The 24,371-nt window shown below is 64.5% G+C and carries 20 protein-coding genes and 2 pseudogenes; 14 read left to right on the top strand and 8 right to left on the bottom strand.

Annotated elements, in window-relative coordinates; genetic code table 11:
- Positions 1-48: 48 nt before the first annotated feature.
- The 7 genes and pseudogenes from EJ069_RS20945 (at position 49) to EJ069_RS20980 (ending at position 6,990) form a co-directional block, all read left to right on the top strand.
- Positions 49-648 (top strand): VOC family protein, encoded by a 600-nt coding sequence (locus EJ069_RS20945; protein WP_126062918.1) that lies wholly within the window; start codon positions 49-51, stop codon positions 646-648.
- A 196-nt stretch (positions 649-844) separates the two neighbouring features.
- Entirely contained in the window at positions 845-3,139 is a 2,295-nt protein-coding gene (locus tag EJ069_RS20950; protein ID WP_126062919.1) for a bifunctional salicylyl-CoA 5-hydroxylase/oxidoreductase, read from the top strand.
- Entirely contained in the window at positions 3,136-3,909 is a 774-nt protein-coding gene (locus EJ069_RS20955; RefSeq protein ID WP_126062920.1) for an SDR family NAD(P)-dependent oxidoreductase, read from the top strand. The genes EJ069_RS20950 and EJ069_RS20955 overlap by 4 nt, the downstream gene beginning before the upstream one ends.
- A pseudogene (locus EJ069_RS20960) lies at positions 3,903-4,366 on the top strand (MarR family transcriptional regulator). The gene EJ069_RS20955 and the pseudogene EJ069_RS20960 overlap by 7 nt, the downstream one beginning before the upstream one ends.
- Positions 4,363-5,175 (top strand): enoyl-CoA hydratase family protein, encoded by an 813-nt coding sequence (locus tag EJ069_RS20965; RefSeq protein ID WP_126062921.1) that lies wholly within the window; start codon positions 4,363-4,365, stop codon positions 5,173-5,175. Before EJ069_RS20960 ends, EJ069_RS20965 begins: the two are co-directional and overlap by 4 nt.
- A 235-nt stretch (positions 5,176-5,410) precedes the next feature.
- On the top strand, positions 5,411-6,559 hold the full coding sequence (locus EJ069_RS20975; protein ID WP_126062922.1) for an acyl-CoA dehydrogenase family protein: 1,149 nt from the start codon (positions 5,411-5,413) through the stop codon (positions 6,557-6,559).
- 35 nt (positions 6,560-6,594) lie between these two features.
- Positions 6,595-6,990, top strand: coding sequence for a RidA family protein (locus EJ069_RS20980; protein WP_126062923.1), 396 nt, complete (start codon positions 6,595-6,597; stop codon positions 6,988-6,990).
- Here the strand turns inward: EJ069_RS20980 and EJ069_RS20985 are convergent, their stop codons facing one another.
- The gene (locus EJ069_RS20985; RefSeq protein ID WP_126062924.1) at positions 6,991-8,082 is read right to left on the bottom strand and encodes an LLM class flavin-dependent oxidoreductase; all 1,092 of its coding nucleotides are present in this window, start codon (positions 8,080-8,082) and stop codon (positions 6,991-6,993) included.
- Positions 8,083-8,204: 122 nt separating this feature from the next.
- Here EJ069_RS20985 and EJ069_RS20990 point away from each other — a divergent pair.
- From EJ069_RS20990 to EJ069_RS21010, 5 genes and pseudogenes are all read left to right on the top strand, one after another.
- A pseudogene (locus EJ069_RS20990) lies at positions 8,205-8,966 on the top strand (HpcH/HpaI aldolase/citrate lyase family protein).
- Positions 8,967-9,141: 175 nt separating this feature from the next.
- On the top strand, positions 9,142-10,332 hold the full coding sequence (locus EJ069_RS20995; RefSeq protein WP_245456690.1) for a pyridoxal phosphate-dependent aminotransferase: 1,191 nt from the start codon (positions 9,142-9,144) through the stop codon (positions 10,330-10,332).
- A gap of 88 nt (positions 10,333-10,420) precedes the next feature.
- Positions 10,421-11,218, top strand: a complete 798-nt coding sequence (locus tag EJ069_RS21000) for an ABC transporter substrate-binding protein (protein ID WP_126062926.1) — start codon at positions 10,421-10,423, stop codon at positions 11,216-11,218.
- 160 nt (positions 11,219-11,378) lie between these two features.
- A complete protein-coding gene (locus EJ069_RS21005) occupies positions 11,379-12,053 on the top strand; it encodes an amino acid ABC transporter permease (protein WP_126062927.1) in 675 nt (224 codons plus the stop codon).
- A 49-nt stretch (positions 12,054-12,102) separates the two neighbouring features.
- Positions 12,103-13,389 (top strand): cysteine desulfurase-like protein, encoded by a 1,287-nt coding sequence (locus EJ069_RS21010; protein ID WP_126062928.1) that lies wholly within the window; start codon positions 12,103-12,105, stop codon positions 13,387-13,389.
- 236 nt (positions 13,390-13,625) lie between these two features.
- Here EJ069_RS21010 and EJ069_RS21015 read toward each other — a convergent pair whose 3' ends face one another.
- The 5 genes from EJ069_RS21015 to EJ069_RS21035 are packed head-to-tail and all read right to left on the bottom strand — an operon-like array spanning position 13,626 to position 18,867.
- Positions 13,626-14,453 carry a dipeptide ABC transporter ATP-binding protein gene (locus tag EJ069_RS21015; RefSeq protein ID WP_126062929.1) on the bottom strand — a complete coding sequence of 276 codons (828 nt, stop codon included), beginning with the start codon at positions 14,451-14,453 and terminating at the stop codon, positions 13,626-13,628.
- The gene (locus EJ069_RS21020) at positions 14,450-15,301 is read right to left on the bottom strand and encodes an ABC transporter ATP-binding protein (RefSeq protein ID WP_126062930.1); all 852 of its coding nucleotides are present in this window, start codon (positions 15,299-15,301) and stop codon (positions 14,450-14,452) included. Before EJ069_RS21020 ends, EJ069_RS21015 begins: the two co-directional genes overlap by 4 nt.
- A complete protein-coding gene (locus EJ069_RS21025) occupies positions 15,301-16,209 on the bottom strand; it encodes an ABC transporter permease subunit (RefSeq protein ID WP_126062931.1) in 909 nt (302 codons plus the stop codon). Before EJ069_RS21025 ends, EJ069_RS21020 begins: the two co-directional genes overlap by 1 nt.
- Positions 16,210-17,217: an ABC transporter permease subunit gene (locus tag EJ069_RS21030; protein ID WP_126062932.1), complete on the bottom strand. Its 1,008-nt coding sequence runs from the start codon at positions 17,215-17,217 to the stop codon at positions 16,210-16,212.
- A 51-nt stretch (positions 17,218-17,268) separates the two neighbouring features.
- Positions 17,269-18,867 (bottom strand): ABC transporter substrate-binding protein, encoded by a 1,599-nt coding sequence (locus EJ069_RS21035; RefSeq protein ID WP_042647037.1) that lies wholly within the window; start codon positions 18,865-18,867, stop codon positions 17,269-17,271.
- A gap of 463 nt (positions 18,868-19,330) precedes the next feature.
- Between EJ069_RS21035 and EJ069_RS21040 the strand changes: the two genes are divergently transcribed.
- Positions 19,331-21,277 carry a long-chain fatty acid--CoA ligase gene (locus EJ069_RS21040; RefSeq protein WP_126062933.1) on the top strand — a complete coding sequence of 649 codons (1,947 nt, stop codon included), beginning with the start codon at positions 19,331-19,333 and terminating at the stop codon, positions 21,275-21,277.
- A complete protein-coding gene (locus EJ069_RS21045; protein ID WP_126062934.1) occupies positions 21,274-21,981 on the top strand; it encodes a 50S ribosomal protein L11 methyltransferase in 708 nt (235 codons plus the stop codon). Before EJ069_RS21040 ends, EJ069_RS21045 begins: the two co-directional genes overlap by 4 nt.
- Here EJ069_RS21045 and EJ069_RS21050 read toward each other — a convergent pair.
- Both EJ069_RS21050 and pgi read right to left on the bottom strand, forming a co-directional pair.
- Entirely contained in the window at positions 21,978-22,703 is a 726-nt protein-coding gene (locus tag EJ069_RS21050) for an HAD family hydrolase (protein ID WP_126062935.1), read from the bottom strand. The two genes, EJ069_RS21045 and EJ069_RS21050, sit on opposite strands and share 4 nt — an antisense overlap.
- Before the next feature lie 5 nt (positions 22,704-22,708).
- Complete coding sequence (gene pgi, locus EJ069_RS21055) at positions 22,709-24,316, bottom strand: glucose-6-phosphate isomerase (RefSeq protein WP_245456692.1); 1,608 nt, start codon at positions 24,314-24,316, stop codon at positions 22,709-22,711.
- Positions 24,317-24,371 lie beyond the last annotated feature (55 nt).

Below are 24,371 nucleotides of genomic sequence, written 5' to 3' on the forward strand. Positions count from 1 at the left end.
GGCCTCGGATGTGCGCAAGGACAAGTCGGCCCGCCAACGGAGGGTGACATGAAATACGCAATCCAGGCAGCGGTCCTCGCGGCCTCCTTGTCCGGCGCAATGGGAGCGGCTTCGGCGGATTCGATTCCCGGCATGCGCGGGCACGACCATACCGGCATCACCGTGCCCGACATGAAGCAGGCCGTCGACTTCTTCACCGATGTCGTCGGCTGCAAGAAGGCGATGTCATTCGGCCCGTTTGCCGACGACAAGGGCACCTTCATGCAGGACCTGCTCGGCGTCGATCCGAAGGCGGTGATCCAGGAGATCACCATGGTGCGCTGCGGCACTGGCTCGAACATCGAGCTGTTCAAATATACTGCGCCCGACCAGAAGGACTTGACGCCGAAGAACAGCGACATCGGCGGCTTCCACATCGCCTTCTATGTCGACGACGTCGGGGCCGCGAAGGCCTATCTCGACGGCAAGGGCGTTAAGACCAGACTGGGACCGCTTCCGGTGAAGGAAGGACCCGCCGCCGGCCAGACCATCCTCTATTTCCAGGCGCCGTGGGGACTGCAGCTGGAAGCGATCAGCTACCCGCAAGGCATGGCCTATGAGAGGGGGGCGGAGACCGTGTTGTGGAGCCCGAAGGATCCGAGCAAATGACCTCAACCGCCCGCGCCCAAACCATCGTTCAATTATAAAACTTTAAGCTTGAAATAATTGACCCCTGGCGCAATACTGACAGTCGGAACCGCTGGTCCCATCCGGCGGTTCCGGACATCTTATAGAGTTCACGCAATTCCGGACGGAAAACCGCTACGCGCTTTTCCTGGAATTGCTCTAGAGGAGATCGCAAGACATGAAGGTTGCGGTTCTCGGCGGCGGACCGGCCGGCCTCTACTTTGCCATCTCGCTGAAGCTGCGCGACGCCGCGCATGAGGTGACGGTCTATGAGCGGAACCGCCCGGACGACACGTTCGGATGGGGCGTGGTGCTGTCGGCGGAGACGCTGGAGAACCTGACCAGGAACGACCCGGTCAGCGCCGTCTGGATCAAGAAGCATTTCGCCTATTGGGACGACATCGCGGTGATCCATGACGGCGTACGCACCGTCTCCTCCGGCCACGGCTTCTGCGGCATCGGCCGCAAGCGGCTGCTGATCCTCCTGCAGCGCCGCGCGCGCGAGCTTGGCATCAAGCTGCAGTTCGAGACGGAGATTTCCGATCCGCGACCCTTCATGGAAACGCATGACCTGGTGGTTGCCTCGGATGGGCTGAACTCGAAATCCCGCGCCACTTTCGCCGATGTCTTCAAGCCCGACATCGATACCCGCAAATGCAAGTTCGTGTGGCTGGGCACGACGCAGAAATTCGACGACGCCTTCACCTTCATCTTCGAGAAGACGGAGCATGGCTGGGTGTGGGCGCATGCCTACCAGTTCGACAGCGAGACCGCGACCTTCATCGTCGAATGCAGCGAGCAGACCTGGAACGCCTTCGGCTTCGGCCAGATGACGCAGCAGGAATCGATCGCGGCCTGCGAGCGCATTTTTGCAAAGCATCTCGGCGGCCATCCGCTGATGACCAACGCCAACCACATCAGAGGTTCGGCCTGGATCAATTTCCCGCGCGTGCTGTGCGAGCGCTGGTCTTACAAGAACCTGGCGCTGATGGGCGATGCCGCGGCGTCGGCGCATTTCTCGATCGGCTCCGGCACCAAACTGGCGCTGGAAAGCGCCGTGGCGCTGGCGGACTATGTCGAGTCCGAGCCGGACCTCGAAGCGGCCTTCCGCAGATATGAGGATGCGCGGCGCACCGAAGTGCTGAAGCTGCAATCGGCGGCGCGCAATTCGCTCGAATGGTTCGAGGAAGTCGAACGATATCTCGGTTTGGATCCAGTTCAGTTCAACTATTCGCTGCTCACCCGCTCGCAGCGCATCAGCCACGAGAACCTGCGCCTGCGCGACGCCGAATGGCTGGCGGGCGCCGAGGAGTGGTTCCAGCGCAAGGCCGGCGCCGGCGGCAACATGCTGCGCCGCGCGCCTATGTTCGCGCCGTTCAAGCTGCGCGACATGACGCTCACCAACCGCATCGTCGTCTCGCCGATGGCGCAGTACAAGGCGGTCGACGGCTGCCCGACTGACTGGCATTTTGCTCACTATGCCGAGCGCGCCAAGGGCGGCGCGGGCCTGCTCTATATCGAGATGACCTGCGTCAGCCCGGAAGGGCGCATCACGCCCGGATGCCCGGGCTTCTACAAGCCGGAGCATGAGGTCGCCTGGAAACGACTGGTCGATTTCGTCCATGCCGAAACGGAGGCCAAGATTTGCGCCCAGATCGGCCACTCCGGCGCCAAGGGCTCGACCCGCGTCGGCTGGGAAGGAACCGACGTGCCGTTGCCTTCCGGCAACTGGCCGGTTATGGCGCCGTCGGCCGTGGCATGGTCGCCGCAGAACCAGGTGCCGAAGGCGATGGACCGCGCCGACATGGATCTGGTCCGCGACCAGTTCGTCGCTTCGGCTCAGATGGCCGGGCGTTGCGGCTTCGACATGCTGGAGATCCATGCCGCGCATGGCTATCTGCTGTCGGCCTTCATCACGCCGCTGACCAACCGCCGCGCCGACGAGTATGGCGGCTCGCTGGAAAACCGCATGCGCTATCCGCTGGAGATTTTCCACGCGGTGCGCGCGGTGTGGCCGGCGGAAAAGCCGATCTCGATGCGCATCTCGGCCAATGACTGGGTCGGCATCGAAGGCGTGACGCCGGCGTCCGCCGTCGAGATCGCAAAGCTGCTGCGCGAAGCCGGCGTCGATCTCTGCGACGTCTCGGCCGGACAGACGTCCATCGCCGCCAAACCGGTCTATGGCCGCATGTTCCAGACGCCGTTCTCCGACCGCATCCGCAACGAGGTCGGCATGGCGACGATGGCCGTCGGCAACATCTACGAGCCGGACCATGCCAACTCGATCCTGATGGCCGGCCGCGCCGATCTTGTCGCGCTGGCGAGGCCGCATCTTGCCGACCCCTACTGGACGCTGCATGCGGCGGTCACGCTCGGCGATCGCGGCGTCAAATGGCCGGATCCCTATCTGCCGGGACGCGACCAGATCTACCGGCTGGCCGAACGCGAAGCGGCAACGGGGCTGAAAGTATGAGCGCCGCGCGGGCAATCGAGGGCAAGCATGCGCTGGTCACCGGCGGCAGCTCCGGCGTCGGCAAGGCCATTGCGCTGGCGTTGGCGGAAGCTGGGGTGAACGTAACCATCTGCGGGCGGCGCAAGGTGGAGCTTGCCAAGGTGGCCCGCGCAAGCGACCGCATCCTCGGCATTGCCGCCGACGTCACCGATGAGGCGTCGATGGAGGCCCTTTATCGGCAGGCCGAAGCCGCGCGCGGACCGTTCGACATCGTCGTCGCCAATGCCGGCATGGCCGGCAGCGCGCCGGCGCATAGGACCGCGCTGGCCGACTGGCAGCGCACACTCGACGTCAACCTCACCGGCGCGTTTTTGACGGTGAAGCCGGCGCTGGCCGGCATGCTCTCGCGGAAGGCAGGCCGTATCGTCTTCGTCGCCTCGACCGCTGGGCTGAAGGGCTACGCCTATGTCGCGCCCTATGTGGCCGCCAAGCATGGCGTCGTCGGGCTGATGCGCGCCTTGGCCGCCGAGACCGCCAAGTCAGGCGTGACGGTCAACGCCGTCTGTCCCGGTTTTGTCGAAACCGACATGCTGGAGGAGTCCGTCCAACGCATCGTCGAAAAGACCGGGCGGTCGGCAGCGGAAGCACGGCAGAGCCTGTCGGCGACGAACCCGCAGGGACGCTTCATCCAGCCGGACGAGGTTGCAGACGCGGTGCTGTGGCTGTGCAGCGATGCGGCGCGATCGATCACCGGACAGGCAATCTCCATTTCCGGAGGCGAGACATGGTAGCGGGACCGACCTCCACCGGGCCGGGCAAGGAGAGGCTGCGGTTGTGGATCCGCCTGCTGCGCGCCTCGCGCACCATCGAGGCGGAGCTGCGCGAACGGCTGAAGAAGGAATTCGACACCACGCTACCGCGCTTCGACGTGATGGCGGCGCTCTATCGCGTGCCGGAAGGGATGCTGATGAGCGACCTGTCGCGCTTCCTTCTGGTGTCGAACGGCAACGTCACCGGCATCGTGGACCGGCTGGTTTCGGAAGGGCTGGTGACGCGCGCGCGCCGCAACGGCGACCGCCGCACCTCGATGGTGCGGCTGACCGAGGAAGGCAGCAAAGCTTTCGCGAGGATCGCGGCCGTGCACGAGGGCTGGGTCGGCGAGCTGCTCGGGGTGTGAGCGAGGAAGAAGCGAAGCGGCTCACCAGCATGCTGAAATCGTTCCGCAGCAATTGGGAGGGACGCGAATGAGCGCCATGGCCAGGCTCAAGCCGAAGCACTTCCTCTGGGAGGTCGAAGGCAAGGTCGCTAAGATCCGGCTCGACCGGCCGGAACGCAAGAATCCGCTGACCTTCGACAGCTATGCCGAGCTGCGCGACACGTTTCGCGACCTCGTCTATGCCGACGATGTCGACGCCGTCGTGTTCCTGCCCAATGGCGGCAATTTCTGCTCTGGCGGCGATGTCCACGACATCATCGGACCGCTGGTCAAGATGGACATGAAGCAGTTGCTGGCTTTCACGCGCATGACCGGCGATTTCGTCAAGGCGATGCTGAATTGCGGCAAACCCATCATCTCCGCCGTCGACGGCGTGGCTGTCGGCGCCGGCGCGATCATCGCCATGGCCTCGGACATCCGCATCGCGACGCCGGAGGCAAAGACCGCCTTCCTGTTCACCCGCGTCGGGCTCGCCGGCTGCGACATGGGCGCCTGCGCGATCCTGCCGCGCATCATCGGCCAGGGCCGCGCCGCCGAGCTGCTCTACACCGGCCGCACGATGAGCGCCACCGAGGGCGAGCGCTGGGGATTCTACAACCGCCTGGTCGAGCCGGCGGCGCTCGAAGCCGACGCGCTCGACATGGCGGCGCGCATCGTTTCCGGCCCGACCTTCGCGCATGGCATCACCAAGACGCAGCTCAACCAGGAATGGTCGATGGGCCTCGACCAGGCGATCGAAGCGGAAGCGCAGGCACAGGCGATCTGCATGCAGACCGGCGATTTCGAGCGGGCTTACAAGGCGTTCGTGGCGAAGGAAAAGCCGGTGTTCGAGGGGAATTGAGGATGTTGTCGTCGCTCAAGATGGACATGCTGGCGGGACAGCGCCCCCTCTGTCCTGCCGGACATTTCCCCCACTTGGGGGGAGATCAGCCGTCGCGTCCGCTTTCGCCAGTTTTCAACGTTGCAAGGATGACGCCGGCGCCCGAGCTGCCAATCTCCCCCTTGTGGGGGAGATGTCCGGCAGGACAGAGGGGGGCGCCGTGGAGCGCAAACCTCGCGGAACTGCGGAGGCACAAATGCCTGACCGTTCCTTCCTCGACTGGCCCTTCTTCGAAGACCGCCACCGCGACCTCGCCGAACGCCTTGACGCCTGGTGCGCGAAAAACCTCCCCGTCGATCACCACGACGTCGATGCCGCATGCCGCGAACTCGTCGCGAAACTCGGCCGCGATGGCTGGCTGAAGCCGACGGCGCTCGACCTGGCCAACCCCGGACCGCTCGACGTACGCACGCTCTGCATCACCCGTGAGACGCTCGCCCGCCACGATGGGCTCGCCGACTTCGCCTTCGCCATGCAGGGCCTGGGCACCGGCGCGATCACGCTGTTCGGCGCGCCGGACCAGCAGCGCTGGCTTGCGAAGACTCGAGCCGGCGAGGCGATCTCAGCCTTCGCGCTGTCGGAGCCGCGCTCGGGATCGGACGTCGCCAACATGGAAATGACGGCCACGCGCGACGGCGACAACTACATCCTCTCGGGTGAAAAGACCTGGATCTCCAATGGCGGCATCGCCGACCTTTACGTCGTCTTCGCCCGCACCGGCGAGGCGCCGGGCGCCAAGGGGATTTCCGCCTTCGTTGTGCCGGCCGACACGAAGGGTCTCGGCATCGCGGAACGGCTCGAGGTCATTGCCCCTCACCCGCTGGCGCGGCTCTCCTTCGACAATGTCCGTATCCCGGCTTCCGCCCTGATCGGCAAGCCCGGCGACGGTTTCCGCATCGCCATGTCGGTGCTCGACGTGTTCCGCTCGACTGTCGGCGCGGCTGCGCTTGGCTTCGCGCGACGCGCGCTGGACGAGAGCGTCAAGCGCGCCGCGGAACGCAAACTGTTCGGCGCGCCGATGGCGGAGCTGCAGATGGTGCAGGGCCACATCGCCGACATGGCGCTCAATGTCGACGCCGCCGCGCTGCTCATCTACCGCGCCGCATGGACCAAGGACATGGGCGCCGCGCGGGTGACGCGCGAGGCCGCCATGGCGAAGCTCTTCGCCACCGACAAGGCGCAGGAGGTGATCGACAAGGCGGTGCAGCTGCATGGCGGCGACGGCGTGCGCAAGGGCCATATCGTCGAGAGCCTTTATCGCGAAATAAGGGCCCTGCGCATCTATGAGGGCGCCTCCGACGTGCAGAAGGTGGTAATCGCCAGACAGGTCATGGGCGCGGCGTGAAACCTTTGCCAACCGCATCTGAAATAGGGGGAGACATGCACACCATCTTGCAGCCTGAGGGCTGGGCCAAACCGGTCGGCTACGCCAATGGCGTGGCCGCGCGTGGCCGGCTTGTGTTTATCGGCGGTCAGGTCGGCTGGAACGCCGAGAGCAAGTTCGAGACCGACGACTTCGTCGGCCAGGTGCGTCAGACGCTCGCCAATGTCGTCGCCGTGCTAGCCGAAGCCGGCGGCGAGCCGCGGCACATCACCTCGATGACCTGGTACTTCACCGACAAGGCCGAATATGTCGGCAACCTCAAAGGCATCGGCGAGGCCTATCGCGCCGTGGTTGGCCGGCATTTTCCGGCGATGGCGGCCATGCAGGTGGTGGCGCTGGTCGAGGACCGCGCCAAGGTCGAGATCCAGGCGACCGCGGTCATACCTGACTGACTACTGACGCAGCCCGGCCTGCTTCAGCTGCGGCAGCACGTGATCGCAGAAATAGGGCAGTTCCTGCGTGTAGTTGACGAAGGACAGCGCGATGCCCTGATAACCATGCGCGGCGATGGAAGCCATGTCGGCGGCGATCGTTTCAGGGGTGCCGATCAGCGGGTAGGTTCCGGCGCCGCCGGCGAAGCGCTGGCGGTAGCGGTCATAGGCATGCGGGTCATGCGACTGCGAGAATTCCTTCTTGCCGGCCATATGCGCATCGACCGCTTCGTGGTCGGCCATGGTGACGGCATAGCGCGTGTAATAGGCCTGCGCCTCTTCCATGGTCGGGCGGCAGACGACATGCGCGACCGTATAGACGCCGACGTTGCGGCCGACCTTGTCGGCACGTTCGCTGATGTCGGCGACATGCTTGCCGGCATCGCTCATCTCGGAGAAGGTCGTGAACAGATAATCGCATCTGGCAGCTGCGAAATCGCGACCGGGGCCGCCGAAGGCAGCGTTCATGGTCACTGGGCGCGGCACCTGCAGGCTGGCCGGCCGGCTCACCGCCTCCTTCAGGCGATAGTAGGCGCCCTCATAATCGAGCGGTTCGCTCGACGCGTAAAGCCGCTCCAGGATCTCGATCCATTCGGCCGCCTGGTCGTAGCCCTTCTCGACCAGCGGCGTGCCGAACATGCCAAATTCCTTCGGGTTCCAGCCGCAGACGATGTTGAGCCCCGCGCGGCCCTGGCTGATATGGTCGACGGTGGCAAGCGCCTTGGCGGCGTAGAGCGGGTGCACCAGCGGCACATGCACCGTCATGAACAGGCCGATCTGCTCGGTCGACGCGGCAAGGGCTGCCGCCCAGGTGAAGGTCTCGAAGGAGAATTCGCGCACCTTGTTGCGGCCGCCAAAGCCGCGCCAGCGCGCGATCGGCAGCAGGAATTCCAGCCCGGCGCGGTCGGCGATCTGGGCCGCCGTCAGATTGTCCTGCCAGCTTGCCGTCCAGCGCTCCGGCACATCGGTGATGGCAAGCCCGCCATCCGCGTTGGTCGAGAAGACGCCAAGCTTCAGTCTGTTCGGGCCATGCAGGGGATGCGCTTTGATCATCTTGGAAACTCTTGGGCGGAACACCACACGCTAGGCCGGCGTGAAAATATTTCAAGCCTGAAATAGCTTCGCCTCGTCGTCGTTTGCGGATATGGATTGGGCAACTTGAAAAGGGGATCGGCATGAACGAGTTCCGCCAGAAATGTATCAGCAGGACCAACCTGGTCGGGTCCTTTGCCGCCATTCCCCATCCGGTCGCCGTCGAGGTCATGGCATCGTCCGGGCTCGATTTCCTGTGCATCGACTGGGAACACGCGCAGATCTCGCGCGAGACGATCGAGGCCATGGTGCGGGCGGCCGACGTGCATCGCGTGCCGGCCATGGTGCGCGTTCCCGGACATGCGCCGGAGGCGATCCAGGCGGCACTGGACAGCGGCGCGCAAGGCGTGCTCGTGCCGCGTGTCTCGACCGCAGAGCAGGCCGCATTTGCCGTGAAGGCCTCGCGCTATCCGCCGCAGGGCTAGCGCGGCGTTGGTCCCGGACGCGCTGCCGGCTATGGCTATCGCATTCCCGAATATCTGGCCGCCGCCAATGGGCGGATCGTCGTCGCGGTCCAGGTCGAGACGGCGGAAGGTCTCGCCAACATCGAGGCAATCGCCGCCGTCGACGGCGTCGACCTGATCTTCGTCGGCCCCGGCGATCTCTCCGTGTCGATCGACGCGATCGGGCCTGCCGGCACGGAGAAGCTCAATACGGCGATCAAGAGCATCATCGGCGCAGCGCTAGCACATGGCAGGACCGCCGGCATATTCTGCGCCAGCCCGCAGAATGTCGGCCGATGGGGCGCCCTCGGCGCCAGCTTCTTCGTGCTGGCCAGCGACACGATGTTTCTTGGCGCCGGCGCGGCGGCCAATTTTGCCGCGGCGTGCGACGAGCTGGCGTAAAACGGACGCGACCCGCATCCGTTAGGCAGCAGGGGCGCCAAATTTTTTAAGCTTAAAACTTTTGCCTTGAAAAGCGCGGCGCTTTGGATAGCATCCTGATGGCGGCTGCCGCGGCTAAGGGGTTTCCGTCAGTCCGTCGCCGCCCGGGTGGAAGGGGTTTCAGTCCTTGTCGTTTGTGTTGCCCCAGTCGTCGTCCAGCGCGCGCTATGCCTTCGATGGCGTGCGCGCCCAGATCCGCGACCTGCACACGGAAAACATCGCCAACCTCGCGGTCCGTGCGCGGGAGCTCGGCGATGTCATCGCGCTCTGGTACGGGGAAGGCGATGTGGTGACGCCGGCCTTCATCCGAGACGCCGCAAAGGCGGCCTTCGACGAAGGCCTGACCTTCTACGTCCCCAACATGCGCGGCTATGGCCCGCTGAATGAAGCGCAGTCGGAATACCAGACGCGCATCCATGGCCGCCCGATCCCCATCGCGCGCACCACGGTCACGCCAGGCGGCATGCAGGCGTTGTATCTTGCCCTGGAGCTGCTGGTCGATACCGGCACCAATGTCGTCTATGTCGCGCCGCAATGGCCCAACATCCACAACGCCATCCACCTGATCGGCGGCGAGCCGCGGCCGTTCTCCCTCGACTTCAAGGATGATTGGCGGCTCGACCTCGACCGGCTGTTTTCGGCCTGCGACGCGCGCACCCGCGCCATCTTCCTGTCGACGCCGTCGAACCCGACCGGCTGGACCGCGTCGCGCGAGGAGATGCAGGCGCTGCTCGATTTCAGCCGGCGCACCGGCATCTGGATCATTTCCGACGAGGTCTATGGCCGGCTCTATTTCGACGGCAACGTCGCGCCCTCGATCCTGCAGATCGCCGAGGACGGCGACCGGGTGCTGTCGGTCAACAGTTTTTCGAAAGCCTGGGCGATGACCGGTTGGCGCATAGGCTGGCTGACGCATCCGTCGGGCGTTGCCGACCAGCTCGGCGCCATGACGCAATATATCAACAGCGGCACCGCCGCCCCGATCCAGGCCGGCGCCGTTGCCGCCATCCGCCAGGGCGAGCCGCTGGTCGAAGAGATCAGGCAACGGATCAGGACCGGCCTCGACCTCGCCTATGACCGGCTGGCCCGGATCCCGGGCGTCATCCTGCCGACCAAGCCACGCGGCGGCATGTACGCCTTTTTCGCTTTGGAAGGCGAAAGCGATGCGCGGCAGGTCTGCGCCCGGATCCTGGAGACGGCGCGCGTCGGGCTGGCGCCCGGTCACCTGTTTGGAAATTCGGCGACAGCTTTCCTGCGCATGTGTGTGTGCCGCGACAGCGGTCAGATAGAAACGGCGCTCGAGCGCATGGTCGCCGCCATGAATTGACGCCCCGCTGGGAGGCGGGACGGCAACAAACCGTGCGGGGCGAGCCCCGCCCGATCGACAACAGAGGGAAGACCCAGAGGGAAAACCAATGAGCTTTACGCGTCGCAACCTGCTTGTTCTGGCCGCCGCCATCGGCATCGCCGCCGGTCCCGCCACCGCTTATGCCGCCGATGTGCTCAATGTCGGCGCCTATCCGACCAATCCGCCTTTCGAATACAAGAACGAGAGCGGCACTTTCGAGGGTTTCGAGGTCGACATCGTCAACGAAGCGGCCAAGCGCATCGGCATGACCACCGATATCGCCGATCTCGGCTTCCAGGCGCTGTTCGCGGCTGTCAGTTCCAACCGCATCGATGTCGCGATCTCCTCGATCACCATCACGCCGGAACGGTTGAAGACGCTCTCCTTCAGCCAGCCCTACTATGATTCCGACATGGGCATCGCCACTAAGACCGACAGCGCGATCAGCAAGGAAGCCGATCTCAAGGGCAAGGTCGTCGGCGTGCTCTCCGGCTCGACCGGCGAGACCTGGGTCAAGGACCATCAGGCAGCCGACGGCTTCAGCGACGTGAAGGGCTACGACACGCAGCAGAACCTGCTGCTCGACCTCAGCGCCGGCCGCGTCGATGCCGCAGTCAGCGACATCCCCGGCATGCAGTATTCGTTCCAGAAGATGAAGGACCTTGTCGTCAAGGAACGCATCAAGACCGGCGAGCAGTACGGCTTGATGATGAGCAAGGACCATCCGCTGCTCGGCAAGCTCAACGACGCGCTGACGGCGATGAAGAAGGACGGCACGCTGGCCGCGATCCACAAGAAGTGGTTCGGCACCGACGCGCCGGCCGATTCCTCGACGGTCAAGGAAATGCCGCTGCCCAAGGCCTGAGCGGCCACCGGCAAAACGAGCGACGTGCCGGCTCCAAAGGCCGGCACGTCTTGTTTGACGCGTGACGTCCCCGGACCACCATGCTTTCGGCCAATCCGATTTCGATAGTCCGGGTCCTGTCAGGACATCGCATGACGCAACACGGTCCGGGAATGCTCCCATGTCGCTGATCGACACCTTCTTCAATCCCGAGGTCATTGCGTCGAGTTTGCCGGCGCTGCTGCGCGGCTTCCTCAACACGCTGCTGCTGGGGATCATGAGCATCGTCATCGGCATCGCGGTGGGCCTGGCGATCAGCCTGGTGCGGCTCTACGGACCGAAGCCGCTGCGGTGGCTGGCCATCGGCTATACGGACATCTTCCGCGCCCTGCCGGTGCTGGTGGTGCTGATCCTGATCTACTACGCGTTGCCCTTCCTCGGCATCCGCCTGTCGTCCTGGGCGTCCGCCGTGACCGCATTCGCCATCATCATGTCGGCCTATTCGGCCGAGGTGTTCCGCTCCGGCATCGAGAGCATCCCGAAGGGTCAGTTCGAGGCGGCACAGGCGCTCGGTCTCCCCTTCATGCTCACCTTGCGCAAGGTGGTGCTGCCGCAGGCGATCCGCGTCGTCATCCCGCCGATGACCAGCAACTGCGTCTCGATGTTCAAGGACACCTCGCTCGCCTCGACGGTGGCGCTGCCGGAACTTCTGAAGGAAGCGACCAATGCGCAGTCGCTCTACGCCAACCCCTCGCCGCTGATCGGCGCCGCGTTGGTCTACCTCATCTTCCTATGGCCGATGGTGCGCCTCGTCAGCCTGCTCGAGCGCCGCTTCAAGGACGAGAAAGCGCGCTGACCGCCATCGATACCCATTCCCGCCCAAGTCCCTCGCAGGAGCCTGCCCCGTGAACAAGCATCAGACCGACAGCACCAGCGCCGCCTTCCCGGTCGAAAAGATTCGCGCCATGTTTCCCGCCTTGCAGCAGGCCGGCGATTTCATCTTCATGGACAATGCCGCGGGCGCCCAGATCCCGCAAAGCGTGCTCGATTCGGTGACCAACCATCTGGTGTCGCACAATGTGCAGCGCGGCGGCCGCTATGGCCGCAGCGTCACCGTCGACCAGTCGGTCGCGACGGCGCGCGAGAGCGTCGCGCTCCTGATCAACGCCTGCAGCCCGTCCGAAATCTGCTTCGGCATGAACGCGACCTCGTTCATCCGCCTGGTCAGCCTCGGGATCGGCCAGATGCTCGCCAAGGACGCGGATGGGGGACGCGACGAGATCATCGTCACCGACATGGATCACGACGCCAATATCGCCACCTGGCTGGCGCTGGAGCCGGCCGGCGCGAAGTTCAAATGGTGGCGCATGCGCGAGGACGGCAATCTCCATGTCGACGATCTCAAGCCGCTGGTGTCGGAACGCACCCGGCTCGTCGCCTGCACGGTGACGGCGCATTCGATCGGCTCGATCGTCGACGTCGCCTCGGTGGCCAGGATCGCGCATGCGGCAGGCGCGGAAGTGTTCCTGGACTGCGTGCATTACGGCCCGCACGGGCTGATGGACGTGCAGGCCTGGGACTGCGACTATCTCGTCTGCTCCGGCTACAAGAATTTCTCGCCGCATATGGGCTTCCTTTGGGGCCGCTTCGACACGCTGAAGCGGCTGCCGACTTTCCGCGAGGATTTCATTCCGGACGAGCCGCCCTACAAGGTCGAGGCGGGCACCTTCATCTACGAGAACGTGTCGGGCATGGACGCGGCGGTGCGCTACCTGGAATCGGTGGGCCGCAATTTCCTGGCCGAAAACAACCGCTCGCGCCGCGACAACATCGTCGCGGGCATGAACGCCATCCGCGACTATGAGCAGATGCTGGGGCGCGAGATGATGAAGGTGCTGAAGGATTGCGGCGCCACCATCTACGGCGTCGCCGACGAGGCACGCATTACCGAGCGCGTGCCGACCTTCTGCTTCAATATTGGCAAGCTGTCGCCGCAGCGGATCGTCGAGGAGATGGCGGCCCTGCAGATCGGCATCCGCGACGGCCACATGTATGCGCCGCGGCTGATGAAGCGGCTCAACCTGTCGATGGACAGCGGCGCGATCCGCGCATCGCTGGTGCATTACAACACGGTCGAGGAAGTGCACAAATTTGGCGAGGCGCTGCGGGCGATCATCGCGAAGCTGTCGTGATGCCGACCACCTCCGCGTCGTCATCCACGGGCGAAGCAAGGAGCGAAGCGACGCGCGCAGACCCGAGGATCCATTCCGTGACGTGAGAGCGCCGCTCACGATGCAGAAATTCTGCCCCGCTGCGCTGACCATCTAGGTAACGGCATGGATCCTAGGGTCTACGCGACGCTTTGCGTCGCTCCGCCCTAGGATGACGACCTCTGGGGTCACCGCCCTCTGGGACAGCGACCTGTGGCCTAGGCCGCCTTCTTCTTCGCAAGCCTCGCCTTGATGCTGGCGATGTCGGCGCGCGGCGTCGCGGCGAACAGCGTCTTGGTGTAGGCGTGCCTGGGGTTGGAGAAGACCTCGTCGCGCGGACCGTATTCGACCGCTTCGCCGAAATACATCACCATCACATCGTCGGCGATGTAGCGCACCACCGAGAGGTCGTGGCTGATGAAGACGTAGGTCAGCTGGAACTCGTCCTGCAGGTCGGCGAGCAGGTTGAGCACCTGCGCCTGCACGGAAAGGTCGAGAGCCGAGACCGGTTCGTCGAGCACCAGCAGGCTCGGGTTCAGCATCAGCGCGCGGGCAATGGCAATGCGCTGGCGCTGGCCGCCCGAAAACATGTGCGGGTAGCGGTTGTAGTGCTCGGGTCCGAGGCCGACCTTCTTCAGCATCTTCATCGCAAGGTCGCGCCGTTCCTCGGCCGGCTTGTCGGTGTTGATGAGCAGCGGCTCGCCGAGAACGTCGCCGATCTTCTGGCGTGGGTTGAGCGAGCCGTAAGGGTTCTGGAACACGATCTGCACCTTGCGTCGCATTTCCTTGGTGAGCCCGTCCCTGGCGATGTCGACCTTGTTGCCGTCGATGAAAAGCTCGCCGGCCGTCGCCGGATCAATCAGCGTGATGATGCGGGCGAGCGTAGACTTGCCGCAACCGGACTCGCCGACGATTGCCAGCGTCTTGCCCTTCTCGACGCTGAAGGAAACGCCCTTCACCGCATGCACGGTACGCGCGCCGCGGAACAGGCCGCCGCCGACATGGTAGTCGCGCTTGATGTCCTTGCCCTCGACGACCTTGGTCATGCGCCGGCTCCTGAAGGCGCGGCCTCGAACAGCATGTCCGTGACGGTCGGCAGCCGGTCGCCGACGGCGTTTTCCGGCAGTGCCGAGAGCAGCGCGCGCGTGTAATTGCTCTTCGGCGATTCAAACAACGACAGCACGTCGGCCTCTTCCATCTTGCGGCCCTTGTACTGGACGATGACGCGATCAGCGGTCTCGGCTACCACGCCCATATTGTGAGTGATCATGATCAGGCCCATGCCGTATTTGGCCTGCAGCGAGACCAGCAGATCGAGGATCTGCTTCTGGATGGTGACGTCGAGCGCGGTGGTCGGCTCGTCGGCGATCAGCAGCTTCGGATTGCAGGCGATCGCCATCGCGATCATGACGCGCTGGCACTGGCCGCCCGACATCTGATGCGGGAAGGAGTTCAGCCGGTCGGCGGGATCCGGAATGCCGACCTGCTTGAAGAGCTCGATGGCGCGCGCCCGGCGCTGGGCCTTGTCCATGCCCATATGGAAGCGCAGCACTTCCTCGATCTGGAAGCCGACGGTGAAGCAGGGATTGAGGCTGGCGATCGGCTCCTGGAAGATCATGGCGATGTCCTTGCCGATGATCTTGCGGCGGTCGGCCGGACTGATCTTCAACAGGTCGCGGCCGTTGAAGGTCATGCGGTCGGCAGTGACGGCGGCCGTCCATGGCAAGAGCCCCATCACGGCCAGCATCGACACCGACTTGCCGGAACCGGATTCACCGACGATGGCGAGAACCTCGCGCTCGTCGACATGGAGCGAGACGCCGTCGACGGCACGGAACGGGCCGGACGCGGTCTGGAATTCGACGACGAGGTTCTGGATGTCGAGCAGCGCCATCACGACCTCCTGAGCTTGGGATCGAGGGCGTCGCGCAGGCCGTCGCCGATCAGGTTGATGGCAAGCACGGTGATGAGGATGGCGAGACCCGGGAACGTCACCACCCACCAGGCGCGCAGGATGAACTCGCGTGCCGAGGCGAGCATGGTGCCCCATTCCGGCGTCGGCGGCTGGGCGCCCAGACCGAGGAAGCCGAGCGCGGCCGCTTCAAGGATGGCGTTGGAGAAGGATAGCGTGCCCTGGACGATGAGCGGCGCCAGGCAGTTGGGCAGGATGGTGGCGAGCATCAGCCTGAGATGGCCGGCGCCGGCGACCTTCGCCGCCACGACATATTCGCGGCTCTTCTCGGCCATCACGGCGGCGCGCACCAGGCGAGCGAAATGCGGCTGCAGGACAAGCGCGATCGCCAGCATGGCGTTGAACAGGCCGGGCCCGAGGATCGTCACCAGCACCAGCGCCAGCAGCAGCGACGGGAAGGCCAGGATCAGGTCCATGACGCGCATGATCGCGACATCGACCCAGCCGCGGAAATAGCCGGCCAGCAGGCCGAGCGTGATGCCGCCGGTGAGCGCCAGCGTGACCACAACGGCGCCGATCAGCAGCGAGAAGCGTGCGCCATAGAGCAGGCGCGAGAGGATGTCGCGGCCGACCGGGTCGGTGCCGAGCAGATATTGCGTCGAGCCGCCTGCCTGCCAGGCGGGCGGCCTGAGGAACGCGGTCTTGTCCTGCACGTCGGGCGCATAGGGCGCGAGCAGCGGCGCAAAGAGCGCAGCGAGCACCAAAAGGATGAAGACGAACAGGCCGATGACCGCGCCGCGGTTCACCGAGAAATAGTGCCACAAGGTCTTGAGGCCGGTGAGGCGGTCCGGACTTCCGGCGGCCATGGGGGCGATTTCGGTCTGGGTCATTTATGCCGCCCTGATGCGCGGGTTGATGACGGCGTAAAGCACGTCGACGATGAGGTTCACCGCCATGACGATGAGCGCGATCAAAAGCAGACCCGACTGCACGACGACGTAGTCGCGCTTGAAGATGGAATCGACCATCCATTTGCCGATGCCCGGCCAGGCGAAGATGGTCTCGGTGAGGATGGCGCCGGCGAGCAGCGTGCCGACCTGCAGGCCGATGGTGGTGACGACCGGGATCAGCGCGTTGCGCAGCGCATGCACGCCGATGACGCGCGCCCCCGAAAGGCCTTTGGCGCGCGCGGTGCGGACATAGTCCTCGCCCAGCACCTCGAGCATCGCCGAGCGCGTCTGGCGCGCGATCACCGCCAGCGGAATGGTGCCGAGCACGATCGCTGGCAACACGAGATGACTGAGCGCGGAGCGGAACGCATCCCATTTGCCGTGGAGCAGGCTGTCGATGGTCATGAAGCCGGTGATCGGCTTGAAGAAGAACTGCAGGCCGATGCGGCCCGAGACCGGCGTCCAGCCGAGATAGCCGGAAAAGAGGATGATGAGCAGCAGGCCCCACCAGAAGATCGGCATCGAATAGCCGACTAGGGCCGTGCCCATCAGCGACTGATCGAACCATGAGCCGCGCTTGACGGCAGCGAAGATGCCGGCGGGGATGCCGATCACCATGGCGAAGATCATGGCGAAGAAGGATAGTTCCAGCGTCGCCGGGAAGAGGGTCTTGAACTCCTCGAGCACCGGCCGCTTGGACGAGATGGAGACGCCGAAATCCCCGGTCGCGACCTCACCGACATAGCGCGCGTACTGCTCCCAGATCGGCAGATTGTAGCCGAATTGCTGCTTGAGCTCTTCGTAGCGGGCGGGTGCGACGCCATGCTCGCCGGCCATGGCCAGGATCGGGTCGCCCGGCAGCAGGCGCACGAACGCGAAGGCGCAGATGGTGATGCCGACCAAAGTCGGGATCAGGAGGGCGATTTTGTTGAGAAGATATCGGAGCATCGTCAAATGGAGCGGGGCGGCGCTGGAATTAGCGCCGCCCCGTTCGCAATATTATTCGGCCTTGTCAACGCCGTCGAAGCGGTGAATGCCGAGCGGGTCCATCTTGAAGCCGCTGACATTGTTGCGAACGACCGCGTAGACCTGGCTGTGAGCCAGCAGGAAAGCCGGAGCCTGCTTGGCGAAGATCACCTGCGCCTGCTCATAGAGCTTGGTGCGCTCGGCTTGGTCGCTGGTCTTCTTGGCCTTCTGGATCAGGTCCTCGAAGTCCTTGTCGCACCAGCTGGAGTAGTTCGAGACGCCGATGGCGGAGCAGGCGAAGAGAGTGGCGAAGAAATTGTCCGGATCGCCATTGTCGCCGGTCCAGCCGATCTGGAAGGCGCCCGGACGGTCCTTCTTCTTGCCTTCCTCGCGATACTTCGTCCATTCGTAGTTGACGATGGTCGCCTTGACGCCGACCTTGGCCCAGTCGGCCTGGATCAGCTCGGCGGCTCGCTGGAAGTTCGGGTTATACGGACGAACGCGGTCGGAAGCCCAAAGCTGGATTTCCTTCAAGCCGGCAGCCTCGAGCACCTTCTTGGCCTCATCCGGATTGTAGGCGTCGGTCTTCACGTCCTTGTCCCACGACCACATGGTCGGCGGGATGAGGTTTTCGGCCGGCGTGGCGCCGGCATCCTGGAACAGCGACTTGATCAGCGCTTCCCGGTCGATCGCCTGGTTGAGCGCATGACGCACCTCAGGCTTGTCGAGCGGCGGGATCGTGGTGTTGTAGCTCATATAGCCGATGTTGAGGCCGGCCTGATCCATCAAGGTCACGTCCTTGTTGGCCTTGATGGTGGCGATGTCGGCCGGGTTCGGATACGGAGCCACGTCGCACTCGCCGGCCAGCACCTTCTGGATGCGGGCGGTCGCGTCAGGCGTGATGGCGAAGACCAGATCGTCGATCTTCTCCTTGCCCTTGAAATAGTCCGGGTTGGCCGCATAGCGGATGACGGCGTCGAGCTGGTAGTCGACGAACTGGAACGGACCGGTGCCGATCGGCTTGGTCGAGAAGTCGGCCATCTTGCCGTCCTTCTCGAGCTGGTCGGCATATTCCTTCGACACGATCGAGGCGAAGTCCATGCCGAGATTGGCCAGCATCGGCGCGTTCGGCTCGGTCAGCGTCAGCTTGACGGTGAGGTCGTCGACCTTCTCCCACTTGGCGACATATTTCGGCATGTCCATGCCGGTGTAATAGTCCCAGGTGAGGTTCGGCAGATACTTGTCGCCGTTCCACGGATTCTGCTTGTTGAACTGGCGGTCGAAGGAGAACACGACGTCATCGGCGTTGAGGTCGCGCGTCGGCTTGAAATAATCGGTGGTCTGGAACTTCACGCCCGGATGCAGGTGGAAAGTATAGACCAGGCCGTCGTCGGAAATCTCCCATTTGTCGGCGAGACCCGGTTCGATTTCGGTGCCGCCATGCTTGAACTCGACCAGTCGCGAATAGACGGTGCGCGACGAAGCGTCGAAGTCGTTGCCGCCGGTCGTCGTGCCGGGATCGAAATTGGCCGGCGACGCTTCCGAGCAATAAACGAGCGTCTTGGCACTGGCCATGCCGCTGAGGACGCTTGCAGCCAGCAACGCGGCTGCAAAAGTCATTGTCTTTTTCATTGAGCACTCCCTGATGTTCTCTCAAGCCCCTCTATCAGGCTCGCGAAGCGCGCATATAAGCACCGTTTCTTCGCCTTTGGAACACCTCGCGTGCGTACCCCACGGGAAGCAGGAAAAGAATCTAGATTGTGCTCCAACAATAGAAAAAGTGAGCATTCTTTTCCGCTCACAACATTATTAACGACCGCATTTTTTTATTGATCTGCCGCCTGGGGAAACGAGCCGGTAAGGGCCTCGCCGCCGGAGGTCCGCCTGCCCTCCAGGCTTGGCGCGCGAGGCCGTCGAGGAGTGGATTTCGACGGCAAATCTTTCCCCGCCCTGCCGCTGGGGCAAGGCTTGCACGGTCGCGGATAGAGGCAATACATAGATGATGGGTGGGGATTTCCCGGAAAATCCGTGACCGGCGTGGAGGACGCTTCTTGCGGAAGCGGGCGCCCAGACCGAAGGCGACAGGGAGAGACAGGTGGCAAAAGCAGCCAAGACGACAGGCCCGGCGAAAGCAAAAGCCAAGGCCGCCGAAAGCGACGCGTCCAAGGTTGCCAAGGCTGCCGCCGCGCCGAAGGCGAAGACGGCCGCGAAGACCGCGCCCGCCAAGGCGGCAAAGCCACCCGCCGCCAAACCCGCAGCGCCAAAGGCCAAGGCGGCGGCCGCGAAAGCAGCCGCCACGAAGCCGGCCACCGCCAAATCTACTTCGAAGGGTTTGCCGAAGGCGATCACCGAACTCACGGTCGGCCTGCCGGAAAAGCCGTGGCTGAAAAGCTATCCGAAGAACATGCCGGCAGAGATCGGCGCCCTGCCCTACAAGTCCATCGGCGAGTTCCTGGTCGGCGCCTGCAAGCAATTCGCCGGGCAGCCGGCCTTCGTGTGCATGGGCAAGTCAATCACCTATACGGAGCTCGAGCGGCTGTCGGCCGCGTTCGGCGCCTACCTGCAGGCAAGAGGGCTGGAGAAGGGCGCGCGCGTGGCGCTGATGATGCCGAACGTGCTTCAATATCCGGTGGCGATGATGGGCATCCTGCGCGCCGGCTACACAGTGGTGAATATCAACCCGCTCTACACGCCGCGCGAACTGGAACATCAGTTGAAGGATTCCGGCGCGCAGGCGATCGTCATCCTGGAAAATTTCGCCGGCACGCTGCAGGCGGTCATCGCCAGGACGCCTGTGAAGCATGTCATCGTCGCGTCGATGGGCGACATGCTGGGCGGCCTCAAGGGCGCCATCGTCAACCTCGTCGTGCGGCGGGTAAAGAAGATGGTTCCGGCATGGTCGCTGCCCGGCCACGTCAAGTTCAACGCCGTGCTCAAGACCGGCGCGACCATCGCCTTCAAGCCGCCCACGGTCTCCGGCGACGACATCGCCTTCCTGCAATATACGGGCGGCACCACCGGCGTCTCGAAGGGCGCTGTGCTGCTGCATCGCAACGTGCTTTCGAACGTCGCGCAGAACTCGCTTTGGGTGGAGGACGCCTATACCGTGAAGCCCAAGCCGGCGCATCAAAACTTCATCTGCGCGCTGCCGCTCTATCATATCTTCGCGCTGACGGTGAACGCGCTGATGGGCATGCAGCAGGGCGCGCAGAACGTGCTGATCCCCAACCCGCGCGACATTCCGGGCTTCGTCAAGGAACTGGCGAAATACCCGATGCACATCTTCCCGGGCCTCAACACGCTGTTCAACGCGCTGCTCAACAATGAGGAGTTCCGCAAGCTGGACTTCAAGCCGCTGATCCTGACGCTGGGCGGCGGCATGGCGGTGCAGAAGGGCGTCGCCGAACGCTGGAAGGCGCTGACCGGCTGCCCGGTGAGCGAAGGTTACGGACTGTCCGAAACCTCGCCGGTGGCCACCGCCAACAAATTCAGCTCCAGCGACTTCACCGGCACGATCGGCCTGCCGCTGCCTTCGACCGAGATCGCCATCCGGGACGACGACGGCAACAACGTGCCGCTGGGCGAGGTGGGCGAGATCTGCATCCGCGGCCCGCAGGTGATGGCCGGCTACTGGAACCGGCCCGACGAGACCGCCAAAGTGATGACCAAGGACGGCTTCTTCAAATCCGGCGACATGGGCTTTATGGACGAGCGCGGCTACACCAAGATCGTCGACCGCAAGAAGGACATGATCCTGGTCTCCGGTTTCAACGTCTACCCCAACGAACTGGAAGAAGTGGTGGCGCACCACCCCGGCGTGCTGGAAGCGGCCGCGGTCGGCGTGCCGGACGAGCATTCCGGCGAAGTGCCTAAATTGTTCGTGGTCAAGAAGGACCCGGCGCTCACCGTCGAGGCGCTGATGGCTTATTGCCGCGAGAACCTGACCGGCTACAAGCGGCCGAGATATATCGAGTTCCGCACCGAACTGCCGAAGACGCCAGTCGGCAAGATCCTGCGTCGCGCGTTGCGGGACGAGGCTTGAGCGATAGCACGACCAGCCTGAAGCGAGAGCCGGCGAAGGTGCTCGATCCGGCGGAGTTCATCAAGGCGAACTTGCGACTGGCGCCGGTGCCGGCGCTGCCGGAGATCCGGCTCTATCAGGCGCATCCTGGCAGCGGTCTGCGGCGGCTGCTCGAACCGGACGATGGTGACCAAGGCGGGGCAGAGCCGCAGCCGCCCTACTGGGCCTATGCCTGGGCCGGCGGCGCGGTGCTGGCCCGCTACGTCCTGGACCGTCCGTCGATCGTGGCCGGCAAGCGGGTGCTCGATCTCGGCGCCGGCTCGGGGCTGGTCGGCATAGCGGCGGCGAAAGCCGGAGCGCGCGCGGTGATCGCGGCGGAGATCGACCGCAATGGTGTGGCGGGGCTCCGCCTCAACGCGGAAGCCAATGGCATCGCCATCGAGATACGCGATGAGGACGTCACCGGCGGCCCGCCGCCGGCGGTCGATCTGGTGCTCGCGGGGGACGTCTTCTACGCGCAGGATGTCGGCCAGCGGATGATGCCCTTCCTCGACCGCTGCCTGACCGCCGGCATCGACGTGCTGGTCGGCGACCCCGGTCGCGCCTGGCTGCCCCGACCGCGGCTTTGCCTGCTCGGCGAATACCAGGTGCCGGATGTCGGCGGAAACGGCGGCGGCGAGCCGAAGCCAAGCGCGGTGTTCGCGCTTGTGGCCGAACCCGGTTAGCCCGCAGGCACGCTTATCCGCGCGGCGAGGAAATCCGGCAGGTCGGCGACCGAGTCCAGGATGACATCGGCCATCGGCGCCAGCGAGTCGCGCGTGCCTGTGCCGGAAAGCACGCCCACCGCCAGGCCGCAGCCACCAGCGCGCGCCATCTCCAGGTCATGACGATTGTCGCCGACCATGGCGATCTCGCCCGGCTTCAGCCCGGTCAGATCGCAAAAGGCAATGACGGTGTCCGGCGCCGGCTTCGGGTTGGCCACGGCATCATAGCCGAAGGCGGCGTCGAAGAGCTGCGCGATACCGAGCGTGGCGAGTGTCTTCTCGGCGCCGCTGGTGGAATCATTGGTGGCGACGCCCATGCGATAGGATCGCGTGTGCAGCGCCCGCAGCGAATCGAGAACGCCGGGAAGCGCCACCGCCATCGACGAGCCCTGCACCGAGGTGATCTCATTGAAGCGGGAAACGGCATGCATCTGGTCCTCTTCGGACAGGCGCGGAAACCACAGTTCGACGACGTCCATGTTCGAGCCGGAGGCAAAGATCGAGTCGGGCTTGAAGCGCTTGCTGACGAAGTCGAAGCCCGCTGCGGCGAGCAGGCGATCGGCCTTCCAGCGATCGCCTTCGGCGGCATCCATCGCCATGAAGTCCGCGACACCGAGCCAGGTTGCATTGAAGTCGACAAGCGTGCCGTCCTTGTCGAACAATATTCCCTTGATATCCGCCAATCCTTTTACTCCTTGCCGCGCAGTTGGTGGATATGAGCCACCAGTCCGGCAGTCGAGGCGTCGCGGTTTGCGGCAGTCTCCTTGCCCTCAACGACAGGCAGCAGGCCCGTCGCCAGTTCCTTGCCGAGCTCGACGCCCCATTGGTCGAAGGAATTGATGTTGAAGAGCGTGCCCTCGACGAAGACGCGATGCTCATAGAGCGCGATTATACGGCCCAACGTGCGCGGATCGAGCTTGCGGTAGAGGATGGTGAGAGAGGGGCGGTTGCCCGAAAAGACGCGATGCGGCGCGATCCTGTCGACTTCGGCCGGTTTCATGCCCTTGGCCAGCATCTGCGCGCGCGCTTCTTCCAGCGTGCGGCCCTTCATGAAGGCTTCCGACTGCGCCAGGCAGTTGGCGAGCAGGAGATCGTGCTGGTGCTTCAGTTCGGGCTCATGGCCGACGGCAGCGGCAAGGAATTCGACGGGGATGAAGTCGGTGCCCTGATGCAGAAGCTGGAAGAAGGCGTGCTGGCCGTTGGTGCCGGGCTCACCCCAGACCAGCGGGCCGGTCGGCGTGGCGACCGCGGTGCCGTCCAGCGTCACGCTCTTGCCGTTCGATTCCATGTCGAGCTGCTGCAGATAGGCCGGCAGGCGCGACAGGCGCTGGTCGTAAGGGATGACGGCGCGGGCCGGATATTTGCAGACGACCCGGTGCCACCAGCCGATCAGCCCCAGCAGCACCGGCAGGTTCTTTTGCATGGGTGCTGAGCGGAAATGTTCGTCCATCTCATGCGCGCCGTCGAGGAAGGCGCGGAAGTTGCGCGGGCCGACGGCGATCATCACCGGCAGGCCGATGGCGCTCCACACCGAGTAGCGCCCGCCGACCCAGTCCCAGAAGCCGAAGACACGGTCCTGCTCGATGCCGAACTTCGCCACCAGATCGAGGGCGGTCGACACGGCGGCGAAATGCTTGCCGACCGCTTCCTTGCCCAGCGCCTTCTGCAGCCAATCGCGTGCCGTCTCAGCATTCGTCATCGTCTCGACCGTGGTGAAGGTCTTGGAGGCGACAATGAATAAAGTCGTCTCGGCGGACAGGCCCTTCAGCGTGTCGTGGATATGGGCGCCGTCGACATTGGAGACATAATGCGCGCGCGGCCCGTCATGGTAGGGCGCCAGCGCCAGCGTCACCATCGCCGGGCCGAGGTCCGAGCCGCCGATGCCGATGTTGACGATGTCGGTGATCTTCTTGCCGGTGGCACCTAGCGCCTTGCCGGAGCGGATGGCGTCGGCGAAGGCGCCCATGGCGTCGAGCACGGCAATCACATCGGCCTTCGTATCCTGGCCATCGACCACGACGCTCTTGCCGGTCAGGTTGCGCAGCGCGGTGTGCAGAACGGCGCGGTTCTCAGTGATGTTGATCTTCTTGCCTTCGAACATGGCCGCGCGGCGTCCCGCAAGATCGGCGGCGCCGGCGAGCTTCTCCAGCATCGTCATGGTATTTGCGTCGACCGCGCATTTCGACCAGTCGAGGAGGAGGTCGCCGTCGGTGGCGGAGAACGTGTCGAAGCGCTTGGGATCGGCAGCGAAAGCCTCGCGCATCGTACCCTTGGCCGCCGCGCGCTGATCACGCAGGGCGGCAAGATGCTTGTCGAAAGATGACTGGTCCACTGGCGGGCTCCTGGCGGCT

The sequence above is a fragment of the Mesorhizobium sp. M2A.F.Ca.ET.043.05.1.1 genome (assembly GCF_003952445.1).
GTDB lineage: Bacteria > Pseudomonadota > Alphaproteobacteria > Rhizobiales > Rhizobiaceae > Mesorhizobium.